Source organism: Verrucomicrobium sp. BvORR106, assembly GCF_000739655.1.
In the GTDB taxonomy this organism is placed as follows: Bacteria; Verrucomicrobiota; Verrucomicrobiia; order Verrucomicrobiales; family Verrucomicrobiaceae; genus Verrucomicrobium.
Genome location: NZ_BATR01000191.1, coordinates 92,697 through 106,095, shown reverse-complemented (window position 1 = coordinate 106,095; position 13,399 = coordinate 92,697). Strand labels below are relative to the sequence as shown.

Below are 13,399 nucleotides of genomic sequence, written 5' to 3'. Positions count from 1 at the left end.
GGGAGCAAATGAGCCTTAAGTCGTAGAAGCCCGCTCCTCGAATTCCTTCCGGACTGGAGCGGGCACGATGGATATTCGCTAGGGATTGGGCACCACCCGGAGCGTCCCACCTCCCGTGATCCCCGTGAAGTGCAGGCCCAGAGCGTCCCAGGTAAACTGCTCGGCACCGAGGGCGACCCCGTTCTGGTAGGCGGTGTACGTGGCGGTGGGGGAAAGAATGCCGCCATAACCAAAGTGGTAGGTCTTGGCGCCCGCAGTGTCTTCGGTCACTTGGGCGATGATGCCGAAGGCGGAGTACACGGCCGAGATGGCGCTGGTGAGGTGGGGGCTCTCAAAGTACGCCTCCGTGCCCTGGTGCAGCACCGAGCCATTCACGAGGGCAAAGGATGCGAAGGCCCCCGCGGTATCGCGAGTCACGGAGAATGCGGCATCGGTGAAGACGGCTCCGGCGGTATAGTCCGTGCCGGGAGTGGAGGAGAAGGTGAGCACATCATGGTACCCTCCAGGAACCGCGAGCTCCGCAGCGTGGGCGGTGGCCAGGCTGGTGCTGACGCGCGCCGCCGTGATGGCGGTGGCGCTGGAGTCTCGCGTGCTCAGAACCGAGAGAATGAGGCCACCGTTCGATGAAATAGCCCCCTGGACACCGGTGATGGCGATTTCCGGCGCGCCATAGGACTCCGCGTAGGAACCGGACAGGGAGCTGCCGCTGAGGTTGTGACTGGCGGCCATGAAGAGGTCGCAGGATTTGGTGCCCTTGTCCCAGCGATACTGGAGGAGGGCTGGCGCGATGGAGACCGGGTACTGGGTGCCCACCGGATGCCAGTTCACCTGGTTCGTCACGGAGGCGGCATTGGTGAAGCGGTCCAGCACGACGAAGTAAGTTTCATCCACCATCGCGAGGGTGCGACTGACGGTGTTCCCGCTGCCATTGATGCCGTTGACCGTGGTGGTGCTGAGATCGGCGAAGCGATTCGTCAGGCCGCCTTCATCCACACTGTCCAGCCGGGCGGCGCCCGTGATGGCATTGCCGTTGGTGATGTAGGAGGTGTTCCCGTTGACCGTCGGGATGTTCTTTCCGGTGACCGTGTTGATGTAGTAGGCGCGGTTGGCAGAGCTCGTCACCTGAGGGCCGCCGCCGGGCGTGACCACGCGCAGTTCGCCGCCATCGTAGATCACGAGGTCAAGCGGGTTGCGGGAATTGTGCCGGGTGTTGATCAGCTCATCGGACGAGTGATCGGTGGAAGTCAGCAAGGTGGCCTGGCGGGCGTTCGCGGCATGGCTGGAGCGCAGCACGGTCACTTCGACATCCGGAGAGCTCAGAAAGCGGGTGGGGGAGCTCATGGGAACAGTGGTGACAACCGTGTTGTTCACCGCCAGGAATCTCGTGGCCACGTGGTACTGCTGGTTCTCAAAGTTGCTGCTGATGGGGGAGGCGGTGAGATTCGCCTGGGACCAGCGCAGCTCGCCGCCGAGCGAGGTGCTGGTGTATTCACCCCAGATCAAATCTGCCGTGAGCCAGGTGCGGAGACCTTCCTCAAACGGCGCGTTGGAGCCATCTGGCTGGCGGGTGTGCAGGGCGAAGGTGAAGAGCGGTTGCAGGCTGGTGAACCAGTTCACCGTGCCTCCCGTGGCATTCCTCACATGGTGGGCGGTGCTGACGAGGTTGTTCAGGCTGTAGTTGGCGTACCAGGAGCTTTCACGGTACCAGCCGGTCTCGTCTGCCATGCGGTTCAGGGAGGCATTGACCAGCGTCTTGCCTTTGTTCAGCCAGGTGGCGGCGTTGGAGGAGTCCCACAACGCGAGAGACGTGCTCACAAGTGCCGAGCCGAACTTCAATGCATAGTTGTCGTCCGGGTGGAAGGTGTTGAGCTCAAGGTTGTTCCTTCCTGCATCCGCCCATTGCGCGATCTTGTTGCGCATGGTGGTGACATTGGCGGCCGTCACATTGGGCGAGCCTCGCAACAGGTCGAACGCCTCGACCATGGACTGGAGGCGGCCGCTGTCATAGATGTGCTGGAACGGGTTCGAGGGTTTAAACAAGATCCAGGCTGCCCTCGTTCCCATGCGGGAGATCGCCGTGGAGGCGGCCGCCCCGTAGCTCGCATAGGTGCCGGGTGGAACCTGTCCCATGCGTTCCAGGATGGCAGCTCCCTTGGCCACGTTTGCCAGGGTGTCCTCATTCGTGGCGGTGGCCAGGGAGGGGAGCTGGCCGTTCACGTAGTTTCTCACGCTGTTGTAGTATCCCGAGTAGAGGGGATCCAGGGCCCGGGCCTGGAGCGTGGCTGGCGGTGATGTCCAAATAACCGGTTGGGTGGCGGGGCCGGTGGGGACGGCGAAGGAGGTGCTGACCTGGATGCTGGCCGCACAGGCGGGGTGCAGGGGCGCGCAGGCCAGGAACAGACCCAGGCACGCGCAAGGGAGGTTTGATTTCATGAGGAGCAGGCAATTGTGATTTTTGTGGAGCCTGCGCTGGAATATCAAATTGCCCCGGAACCGTCAATGATGGACGGAGTGAGGTGAATTAGTTGCGATGATGAGCAAGTGTCGCCCCGCTAGGCGAGCACAGGCTTGATCACGTGTCCATGCACGTCTGTGAGCCGACGTTCGATACCATTGTGATAAAAACTGAGCCGTTCGTGATTCAGGCCCAGCAGATGCAGCATCGTGGCGTGGAGGTCGTAGATGGTTGTGACATCCTGAACCGCCTGGTGGCCAAAGTCATCCGTGGCACCATGGCTGTGCGCCTTCTTCACTCCCGCGCCGGTGAGCCAGACGGTGAAGCCCTTGGGATTGTGGTCACGGCCGTTGGCGTTTTTCTGGAAGGTGGGCATGCGGCCGAACTCGGTGACGAAGGCCACGAGGGTGTCATCCATCAGTCCACGCGCCTTGAGATCTGTGAGCAGGGCGGCACAGGGCTGGTCCAGGATGTTGGCGTGACTGGGGTACTGGGTTGCGATGGCCTTGTGACCGTCCCAGTTGCCCACGCCTTCCCCCATGGCGTAGCTGCCATTGAAGAGTTGCACAAACCTCACTCCACGTTCCAGAAGACGCCGGGCCAGGACGCAGTTTTTGGCAAAGCCGGCCTTGCTCGTGTTCGGATCATCCATGCCGTAGAGTTTTCTGGTCGCGGCGGATTCACTGGAGAAGTCGCTCACCTCAGATGCGGCGAGCTGCATGCGGGCCGCGAGTTCATAGCTGGCGATGCGGGCCGACAGCTCCGAATCCCCGGCATGTTGGGCGAGGTGACGCTGGTTGATCAGTTTCAGGAAATCGCGCGTCGAGGTCTCGGCCCCGGCACTGATGCTGGCGGGGCGGGCCAGATGAGGGATGGGGCGGTCGGCATTGAAGGCGGTGCCCTGAAAGGCGGCGGGCAGGAATCCGGAGGCCCAGTGACGCGGGCCGATCTGCGGGACCCCTCGTGGATCGGGGATGGCTACGAAGGCGGGCAGGTCCTGATTCTCCGATCCCAGGGCATAGGTGGCCCAGGAGCCCATACCGGGGAAGCCGTCCAGCGTGAACCCGGTGCTCATCTGGTTCTCCGCCGGGCCGTGCGTGTTGCTCTTGCCCGTCATCGAGTGGATGAAGCAAAGGTCGTCCGCATGACCGGCGATATTGGGCAGCAGGTCACTCATCATCTTGCCGCTTTGACCGCGCGGTTTGAAGTCCCAGAGGGGCTTGATCAGGTTTCCATTCTCTCCCTGGAAGGTGATGAGCTTCTCGCTCGCGGGCATGGGGGTGTCGTGCCGCCTCACCAGCTCCGGCTTGTAGTCGAAGGTGTCCACATGACTGAGGGCACCGGTGACAAAGATGACCAGGCAGCGCTTCGCCCGTGGCTCGAAATGCGGCGTCCGGGAGGCATACGGGTTCGAGGGATCAATCAACGGCCGGACCGGCGAGGGTGCGGCCAGGAGGCCGTCCCGGTCAAGGAGGTGGGCCAGGGCCATGCCTCCCAGCCCATGCAGCGTGGTGCCCAGGAAGGAGCGGCGGTTGAGGAGGTGGCTCGAAGCGGGAGTGTGGGCGTGCATGGGGGGTCAAAAGATTTGGATGAACTCGTTCGAGTTGATGAGCGCGCGGCACAGGGAGGGGAGACCATGCTGGGCGACCAGTTCCGCGGCAGCGGCGGCTTCCTCAAGGGATGGAGCCCGGTTGAAGGCGATCTGGAAGGCGCGGTCTACCTGGGATGCAGGAATATTTCCTGCATCCCAGGCCACCCGTGCGGCGAAGAATCCGGCCTGCTCCAGGGCAAACGTGCTGTTGAGCAGGCTCAGGGCCTGCAGCGGGGTGGTGGAAACATTGCGCCGGGGGGCGATCTGTCCGGCGTCCGGGCAGTCGAAGGCGCCGAACACGTTGTCCAGCTGCACGCGGGGCTTGTGCTGGTAGATCATGCGTCGGAAGTCGCCGGCACCGAATTCCGACTTGGAGTTGTAGATCTTCACGTAGTTAGTGTTGGGCTCGAAGAGGTCGAACCCAGGGCCACCCATGTGCAGGTCTAGTTTATTGCTGGCGGAGAGGATGGTGTCGCGCAGGACCTCTGCCTCCAGCCGGCGGGGCGGGAACCTCCAGAGGAGGCGGGTTTGGGCATCATGGGTCATGCCGGCTTGCAGGTCTGCCGGAGAGGAGCTCTGTCGATAAGTTTGGCTGAGGAGGATGACGCGATGCAGGTGCTTGACGCTCCACCCGTGGGTCATCAGCTCCTGCGCCAGCCAGTCGAGCAACTCGGGGTGGGTTGGCCTGCTACCATTGACTCCCAGGTCGCTGGGAGTGTCGACCAGCCCGGTGCCAAAGTGGTAGTGCCAGATCCGGTTGGCCATCACGCGGGCAGTGAGGGGATTCTGCGGATCCGCAATCCAGTCTGCCAGAGCAAGGCGACGCTGAGGGTCCGGGGCATCCTTTGGCAGGGAGGCGATGGGGTGAAGGGCCGCGACCACTCCAGGAGCGACCTCTTCACGGGGCTGGGTGACGTCGCCACGCTGGTAGCGGCGGGTCTCACCTGGCTTCCCCAGCACTCCGGCGTAGGCCATGGGGGCGGTCTCGGCCACGGCGATGGCGGCTTCGAGTTGTTTCCTTTGATCTTGTAGTTTATGAAACTTGGCTGCCTCACCGGGCGGGAGTCCCGTGCTGGTGGCGAGGCTGGCAGCGGCCAGCGTCAGCGTGCGGGGCAGACGGTCCTCATGCCCGGCCACCCGGGTCCAGGCCTGGCCGTCCTGGGAAACCTCCACCCGGTACTTGATGGGGAGCCGGTCGTTGTAGCGGGGGACGTTCTGACGGTCCCGGCTCCACACCACCCGGTCGATACGGGTGGGCCTGGCAAGCTTCAGCTGCACCCAGCCTCGTCCGTTTTCATTGGAGATCCAGCTGTTGTCATTGCCGTACAGGCCGTCGTTGACGTGTCTGAGCTGGTGGATGGCATAGCCTGGCAGCGTGCTGGAGGCCGTGGCCGTCGCGCCGGCGGAAGCCAGACCCACGTTGCGCGGCTCCGGCCCGGCGCTGAACACCTCCAGCTCATCCAGGCAGGGTTGCAGCTGCGTGGTTTCCTCGATCGTGAATCTCACGAAACTTGCTTCGACCTCGGGGAAGCGCTCCACGTTTGCCTTGCGGCTCACGGGCAGTCTCAAGGCTGGCCGCTCCTGGGGGGCGCTTTCCTCCTGCAGCACCAGGATATCTGCCGTGGGATAGCCCGCGTCACCACCGACCTCCAGAATCAATTTCGCCCCGGCCTCCAGCTCGTGCACGCCGATGTCCTTGAAGCCACTCCAGAGCTTGCGGTTGGGCATGGTGCCGGTTCCGTCGGCAAACTTGCGATGATCCGCCCGGGCAATCTCATGCTGGTCCTGGGTGGTTTCCAGCTTCCCGTCATCGTCCAGGATGTAGCGGGCATCTTCGTCATGACTGCGATAACCGGATCCCCAGGATACCCAGATGCGGAAGCGGCCCTGCACCTGGGGCTGCCAGGCCAGCACCTTGCCTGCCGCGTTGTCCCCCAGCCACACCCAGTAGCCATCCGCGAGGGTGGGTGAATGCTGGGCATCGCCTGGGAACGAGTTTTCACCACGTCCGGGGCCTCCCTCATACTTGGTACGCTGTGCGTTGGAGGGCTTCAGCTTCACCACGCGTGCGGCGTCATCCGGCGGGATCACCACGGTCCGGCGAGTGTGGGCCATGGGCTCAAATTGGTTGAGCTGGGTTACCACGGGAGCGAGCTCCGCGCGAAGGCCTGCGGCCCGGGCCAGACGGACCGCGTCATCCGCAGTTTTCATTGGCCGTGTGCCATGTCGCACCCCGGCGAACATCGCGGCAAGTGCGTAGTAGTCGGAATGGGTGACCGGATCGAACTTGTGACTGTGGCATCGGGCGCAGCCGATGGTGAGTCCCAGAAAGGTGCTGCCAGTCGTGGCCACCATGTCATTGAGATCATCCGCCCGCTGCTGGGCGGTGAGTACGGGATCCGGACTGCGGACGGTGTCGGTCGGGCCGCCCACGATGAAACCGGTGGCCACATCCTCACCCAGAACGTCCCCTGCCAGCTGCTCGCGGACGAACTGGTTGTAGGGCCGGTCCTCGTTGAACGCCCGGATCACGTAGTCGCGGTAGGGCCAGGCTTCCGGCCGGGGCGTGTTCTTCTCAAATCCGTCACTTTCCGCGAACCTCACGACGTCCAGCCAGTGGCGCGCCCAGCGTTCCCCGTAGCGAGGGGAGGCCAGGAGCTTTTCCACCAGCTTCGGGTAGGCGAGGGGGTCGGGATCCGCTACAAACTGGGCCACTTCCTCAGGGGAGGGCGGGAGGCCTACGAGGTCGAAACTCAATCTCCGGATGAGCGTGCGGCGGTCCGCCTCGGAGGCCCGGTGGAGTTGATGCTTCTCCAGCTGGACGGCAATGAAGTGGTCCAGAACGGCGGAAGGTCCCTCCTTGGCTGAGAGATCGGGAAAAGAAGCGATCGGCTGGTAGGCCCAGTGGGTCTTCGCCGGATGGGCGGGAGTCTTGTTGTCGTCAGGCCACTGGGCTCCAGCATCGATCCAGCGCTTGAGCAATTCCAGCTCTGCGGCACTGAGCGCAGGCCCCTTGGGAGGCATTTTTAGGTCAGGATCCTTCCCGCTAGCCAGGTGGTACAGAGGGCTTTCCAGGCTTTTGCCCGGCAGGATGGCCGCTCCATGCTCATCCCCACCCCGCAGAGCGACGTCGCGGCCATCCAGGCGCAGGCCCCCTCGTTGCTTCTCCGCGCCATGGCAGTCCAGGCAGTGCTCCTGCAGCAGCGGCTGGATCTGAGTGGCAAAATCCACCGGCACTCCTGCAGCCACTCCTGGCGCGGTCGGGCTGCAGGCCGCCACGAGGATGGAGGTGCTCAGGAGAAAACGCCGGGGAGTGCTGTGCATGCCCGATTATACGGAGGCACAGCGTTGTCTTCGACTCACGAGAGTACGTGAGTCCGTCTGCGGCAGGTCAGGGCTCGTCCTGTTTGCGCGCGCGCCACTGCTGGGGCGTCATGCCGTAGCGCTGGCGGAAGACCCGGCAGAGATTTTTGGCATCGCGGAGCCCCACATCGGCGGCGATGGAGTCCAGCTTGAGGTCGGTTTCTTCCAGCATCTCACTCGCGGCCGTGACGCGCAGGCGGGCGATTTCGTCATTGAGGGTGAGCTGGGCCTCCTGGCGGAGGGCGCTCTGGAGGCCGCGCAGGGACATGCGGGCGTGTTTGGCTACGCGGGAGGCCTGCAGCGGTTCGCGGAAATGTTGCCGGACAAACCTCAGCGCCTCGCTGACCCCGTGGTGAGAGCCGGCATAGGTTGCGGTGGATTCGCGCGCCAGCACCCGTCGGCTGGGGATGCGTATGGTGCTGGTCGGTTTCTCCTTGCCCTGGATCAGATCGGCCAGGATGCTCGCGGCGGCATATCCCACCCCACGAAGGTTGGTATCCACCGAGGAGATGGAGACCGGGGAGACACTGAGGGCCAGCCGGTTGTCATCAGAGCCCAGGATGGCCACATCCGTGGGGATGCGCAGGCCCATGGCGCGGACGGCATGCATGACCTCGATGGCAAAACGATCATCCTCGGCCATGATAGCCAGGGGCTTGGGCAGCGCGCGGATGCGCCGGGCCAGCCACTCTCTGCGATCCGCCCTGGGTACCCGGGTGAAAGCATCCAGATTGGGATGATCTCCCATGAAGTCCAGCACCGTCACTTGTTTGCCAGCCGCTTTCAGGGTCTCCACAAAGCCGTTGCGAATCGCCAGCACATCTGGTCCCACTCCCCGTTGATAAAAGGCAAAGTGCGGTTGCCCCAGCGTGAGCAGGTGCTTCGCGCCCAGCCGTCCGGCGCTTTCGTAGTCGGCTGAGACCAGAGGGATGTGGCTGGAGGCCTCCTCCAGCTCAGGGCTGGGAGCGATCAGCATGCGCACCATCGGGCAGTCGTACGGCTTCAGCCACTCCAGCGTCTCGGGGCGGGTGATGGTGGTCAGAATGCCATCGCACTTCGCCGTGGGCGGACGAGTCAGCACCGGGAAGTTGGAAACGTCCAGCTCCCAGTCATTTTCTCGAACCCACTGCACGATGCCGTCGTGGAGCGACGCATCATAGAAGCTCAGCGCCATGAACATCACGGGCTTGTGCTTGAGCGTTCGACTCCTGGGAGCAGGCACCACTACTGGACGCGGGCGGGAGCCTGCGACGGGTGCTGAATCTTCTGCGCGTTCTCGGAACGTCATTGCGTGATTTGCGAATCAGGAGTTGTGCCATGGGCACGGGAAAAGCATTCAAGTCGGGGCCGTTTCGCCCTTGTGCGTGAAGAAATGTCACGCTTTGAGTGCCGTTCCTGTCATGGCGTCAGGGAATGTGAAATGCGCAATATGTGAATGTGGAGCGGTGAAAAATAACGGGAAAACTGGCCCTACATGAGGCAGAGTCCTAGCGCTCATGAGAAGCGATGCGGGAACTGAACAGAAGGTAGAGGTCGGATCCGGGCGATCAGACGACCTCTTTGGCTTCATACCTGCTCATGTCCGGCCATCCCAAAGTGGGGCGCGTTTGACGATGAAATTTTTCACTTTGGGTGCGGGCAAGGACAGGCGCGGCGTCGCGCTGGTGCTCGTTTTGAGCGTAGTAGCATTGCTGGTGTTGCTCGTGACGGGCTTCCTCATGATGGTCCAGACGGAGACCCGGGCGAGTGGTGCCTATGCCAAGGTGGAAGAGACACGTCTGCTGGCGGAGATGCCGCTGAACATCGCCATCGCCCAGGTGCGCAAGGCCACGGAAAACAACGGCACCCAGTACACCTGGGCGTCACAGCCGGGGATGATCCGGCGCTTCGGACAGACGCTGGATTCCGCCACCCAACGTTCCCGGCTGGACCGCGCCTACAAGCTGTACAGCGCGGTGTCCATGGAGGTAGGTCCGGATGCCTCTGGTCTCGCGCCAATGGTGGATGTGAATGAGGAACTGCCCGCCACCTGGAGCGCCCTCCCCGCCCTCTACACGGATCTCAATGCCCCGGTGTTCACGAGGCGGGATGCCGACGGCCTGCCTGCTGACCCCGTGTACCCCATTGTGGATCCACGGACGTTTGAGGCGGGTGTCAATCCGGCCAATGCGACTGCGGTGATAGATGGCGTGGCGTTGGTCAAGAACGGGACGGGTCTGGAGCGGCTGTCCCCAGCCACGGGGACCTTGGCCAATCCTCTGCCCATGCCGCTGCGCTGGCTCTATGTTCTCCAGAATGGAGCCATTCTGACCGGGGAGGATCAAGGGGGAGGGAAGGTGCGGCTGAACGGGGCATCAGCCTCAAACACGGTGGTGGGGCGCATTGCCTTCTGGACGGATGATGAGAGCTGCAAGGTGAATATCAACACCGCGTCAGAGGGAATGTACTGGGATGTTCCTCGAACCAACGGCTGGGTGCATGGTGACCTCTTCGCCAACCGGCAGCCGGTGCGCAATGAGTTCAACCGTTACCCCGGGCATCCCGCCACCACCTGCCTCAGTGCCGTGTTGGACCCCTGGATCGGCCTGGGATACGTCAACCAGACCCGGCTGCCCAACTACTTCATCCCGCAGAGCGGAAACAAGAAGGAACCAGGAAACTACGGCGAGCTCAAACCCAGGCTGGAGACCTATCTCAAGCTGAGTCCGCGCATCGTGATGGGGCCCACGGAGGGCGGGCTGAATACGGTGAACATCTGGCAGAACAACACCCAGGTGGCACTCCCCCCGGTGCCCACACCAGATCGTGATCGCTTGTACGCCAGTGTGGATGAACTGGCCTTCCAGGCCTCCCGGGTGGCTCAGCCAGCGGCAAGCCCCTTTACGCGAGATGCCCTGGACCGCGTGCGGTTCCTCCTCACAGCGCACAGCCGCGCTCCTGAGGTGAACTTGTTCAACAAGCCGCGCATCGCCCTGTGGCCGGTGCAGCAGGATGCGGCCGACCGCAACGTGCTGGACAAGCTCATCGCCTTCTGTGCCCAGACGGGGACAGCGAAAGGGAAGAATCTAAATCCGTTTTACTTTCAGCGCCTGACCGCTCATCAGAAAGGCCAGTCTGATCCGTCGAAGGGGCACGGCAGTGCGCTCAGTCCGTCCCAGGACTGGAGCATCGAGCGCAACCGGCAACTGTATGCCTATCTCCAGGCCTTGACCTCGCATCCCATTCCGGGATTCGGCGGTACCTTTACTGACAAGTATGAAGAAGCCAACTCGCGCCGGGACCAGATCCTGACGGAGATGGTGGATCATATCCGGTCTGGGCTGAACACTTACTCCGTGCAGGTGCCCAGTGGCGGGCCAGGCAGTGAGACAACCTACTGCTATGCTCCGCCGCGCGCCTTTCCCGGGTATCCGACTCTGGCTGCTGGCGAGTCCCAGGTGGTACCGTTGCGCATTGGGGCCTCCACCAAGGGCTTCGGCCGCTGCATCACCGTGACGGAGGCGGCTCTCGTCTTCTATCCGACCTCCACGGTGGCGGGTGCCACCGATACGGTGACTGCGGTGCCAGACATCAAATACAGCGTGCCGGGCAGCGCGGACCGGTGGGGCTTCGCCGCCAAGGAAATGAAGGCCTTCCTGCTGCTGGAGTTCTTCAATCCCATGGTGGGCAACCCTTCCACCAGTCCGTTTTTGGCCATCGACGTGAAGTCGGGGGTGAAAGTGAACGGGCAAGCCCTGGCCTTCCCTGTGAATGCATCGAACCCGCAGCTGGGAGATGTGTCCCGGGTCGTCTTGAAGACGGCAATCGGAACGGGGCCCGGTGCGGGGCACAACACGGCGCATTCGGCGATGTTTCAGCCCTTCTTCCAGGGGCCCTACGGAGGGGGGCGGCGTGATCCGGCCAGCAGCCATCCTGACACGGGATTTGCCTGGCAGAGCGCCACACCGCTCACCGTGCCAGCCCCCTCCGGCACCACACCGCCTACCATGACCCTCGATGGCGGTCCCCTCGAGATCAGCATCCGGACGCCAGATGGGAGCGAGGAAATACAGCGGGTGCAGATCTCGTTCGACTCTGCCCCAGCGATCCCGGCACCGTATGCGTACATCGTCGACGGCAACTACGGCGGACTTACCGTCGCGGCAGGCAAGGCCACCTCAAAGCACAAGCTGGACGGCCGGGAACTGAGTCTGAAAAGCCGGATTGCTGAGGGGCCCAACAACTACTTCGCCTGGCTTATCCGCCCGGGGGATTGCGTACGCTCCATGGAGGCTGCCTACGATGCCCGGCCCAAGGGGGACTTCCGGCTTTATGCGGCCAGGACCGAGGTACCGGCTGCATGGTTTCGCCGCAGCGGCACCTACAGTATGAGCAATGGGGCCGTGGTGTGGGCGGATGCTTACCGCAATGCGTCGGCCCGGTTCGCCCATGGCCTGCGGCATTCCTCGGACTGGCAGTATTGGGGTCACTTCTGCTCGGCCAATTCGGCAGAGTGGAACATGTATCTGGTGGGAGGCGGTGGCTCCGGGACGCTCGCCACGCATCCCTACTATCGCAACTCCTCCTACTTCATCGCTGGCAGTCTGGTTAAAGGCATTGGTGGTGGGCCGATCGACAATTCGGACCAGGTAACCTACTTCCGCGATGCGCCGCCTGTGACGGCACGAGGTGTGGACTCCGCAGCGAGGGCGGATGGCATGCCGGGCGACTGGGACAATGGATTGGGCAACGTGGAAGACGGTCCCTATGTGAACAAACCGGACGAAGACGCCGCCAACCTGACCGCTGGCTACTCCAACGACGCAGGGGGCTACTATGGACGTGCGGGCTCCAGCCATGACTCGGCCAGTGGAGATCGAGGGATCAACTACGCCCCCAACCGTCAGACGGCCTCAGCGGTGCAGTTCGGCTCGCTGCCCACCGGGGTGGTGCCGGGCAATCCTGCCTTGGACCGGCCTTGGGAGACCCTGCTCTTCTGCCCCAATCCGGCGGGAAGGACGAGCGCCTCCGGCAACCGGGGGCTGGACACAGATCACATCGGCTTTGCCACGCCGCCGGATCACCTGCTGCTCGATTTCTTCTGGATGCCCGTGGTGGAGCCCTATCCCATCAGCGAGCCGTTTTCCACGGCGGGCAAGATCAACATGAACTATGACATCTTTCCCTTCCGCTACATCAAGCGGCGCACAGGATTGCATGCGGTCATGAAACGGACGGGGATGGCCGCGATCCCCAGCAGTGGTGCCTCCTATGACCAGCCGCCCAAGCCGGCCAACTGGCCATGGTTCAACAAGACCTCCAACTACAAGGGCGGCAGAGACCATGCTCCCTATCAGTCCCGCTATGACATCAATCTGAGCCCAGTGGACGGCACGCTGGCTGCCTTTGAGCGTCGTTTTGGCCTCCAGGGGGATGTGTTCCGCTCGGCTTCAGAGATCTGCAGTGTGTTCCTCATCCCCCAGATGTGTCCTAACCCCTATATCCCGTATCCGCCGGAGGCCACCAGCCGCACGCATCTGATGAATACAGACCGGATCACGGAGTGGTGGAACGGCGACCCAGCCCGTGCCGATGCATTTGAGCTGACGGGGGACAACACCCGCGAGGCTCCGTACGGCCAGATCTATCCACGGCTCACCACCAAGTCGAATGTGTATCAGGTGCACTACAAGGTGCAGTTGCTCGGCAAGGTGCGCAGCACGGACCCCGCCGTCTGGGAAGAGGGGCGGGATGTGGTCACGGGAGAGCAGCAAGGCTCCGCTTTGTTCGAGCGTTATCTCGATCCTGGAGACCGGCACATGCCGGACATGGCGAGTGCTTCGAGCTTCGGGAACTCCGGATATTCTGTAGATTCCTATTACCGCTATCGCGTGGTGAGCCAGCGTCGTTTTGCGCCGTAGATCATCTGACTGGGCGGGTTGTTCGATGTGCGCGATCCGGGAATGCGAGTGCGTTCATTGCGAAGAGTGAAGTGCACGGCAGGGCACGCT

5 protein-coding genes are annotated in these 13,399 nt (G+C 63.0%); 1 reads left to right on the top strand and 4 read right to left on the bottom strand.

Annotation, left to right across the window (positions count from 1 at the left end; translation table 11 throughout):
- Nucleotides 1–78: 78 nt before the first annotated feature.
- From BV106_RS34420 to BV106_RS34405, 4 genes are all read right to left on the bottom strand, one after another.
- Nucleotides 79–2,433 (bottom strand): heparinase II/III family protein, encoded by a 2,355-nt coding sequence (locus BV106_RS34420; protein ID WP_038172720.1) that lies wholly within the window; start codon nt 2,431–2,433, stop codon nt 79–81.
- Nucleotides 2,434–2,552: 119 nt separating this feature from the next.
- Nucleotides 2,553–4,025, bottom strand: coding sequence for a DUF1501 domain-containing protein (locus tag BV106_RS34415; RefSeq protein ID WP_038172718.1), 1,473 nt, complete (start codon nt 4,023–4,025; stop codon nt 2,553–2,555).
- Nucleotides 4,026–4,031: 6 nt separating this feature from the next.
- Entirely contained in the window at nt 4,032–7,370 is a 3,339-nt protein-coding gene (locus BV106_RS34410) for a DUF1553 domain-containing protein (RefSeq protein ID WP_051946938.1), read from the bottom strand.
- A 67-nt stretch (nt 7,371–7,437) separates the two neighbouring features.
- Complete coding sequence (locus BV106_RS34405; RefSeq protein WP_081892570.1) at nt 7,438–8,697, bottom strand: substrate-binding domain-containing protein; 1,260 nt, start codon at nt 8,695–8,697, stop codon at nt 7,438–7,440.
- A gap of 325 nt (nt 8,698–9,022) precedes the next feature.
- On the opposite strand from BV106_RS34405, the gene vccA reads away from it, so the two are divergent.
- On the top strand, nt 9,023–13,309 hold the full coding sequence (gene vccA, locus BV106_RS34400; protein WP_038172713.1) for a Verru_Chthon cassette protein A: 4,287 nt from the start codon (nt 9,023–9,025) through the stop codon (nt 13,307–13,309).
- Nucleotides 13,310–13,399 lie beyond the last annotated feature (90 nt).